Genomic DNA, 450 nt, shown 5'->3' on the forward strand with positions numbered 1-450 from the left:
GAAAACATGGGATAAAACTGGTACTGGGCTATACAGTAGAAGGATTTAAAGAAAAAGACACCGGAGTGGAGGTCCTGTTGAAAGATAATCCATCCCTTCAGGCTGATATGGTAGTTCTGGCAATCGGAGTCACACCAGACACAGTATTAGCAAAAGAAGCCGGTCTGGAACTTGGCATCAAGGAAAGTATTGTAGTGAATGACAGAATGGAAACCTCTGTACCGGATATTTATGCTGCAGGTGATGCAGTTCAGGTAAAACATTATGTTACGGGTAATGATGCGCTGATTTCTTTGGCAGGACCAGCCAATAAACAGGGCAGAATCATCGCTGATAATATTTGTGGCGGTGATAGTCGTTACCTGGGCAGTCAGGGAAGCTCCGTTATAAAAGTGTTTGATATGACAGCAGCCACTACAGGTATCAATGAAACCAATGCCAAAAAGTCAG

At 43.6% G+C, this 450-nt stretch carries 1 protein-coding gene; it reads left to right on the plus strand.

Features of this window, described 5'->3' with window-relative positions; genetic code table 11:
* On the plus strand, positions 1-450 hold a 450-nt coding region (locus LIR34_RS18190; protein WP_265107760.1), incomplete at both ends, for an NAD(P)/FAD-dependent oxidoreductase.

Origin of the sequence: Blautia sp. MSK17_66 (genome assembly GCF_020538025.1) — a bacterium.
Classification (GTDB): domain Bacteria; phylum Bacillota; class Clostridia; order Lachnospirales; family Lachnospiraceae; genus Blautia_A.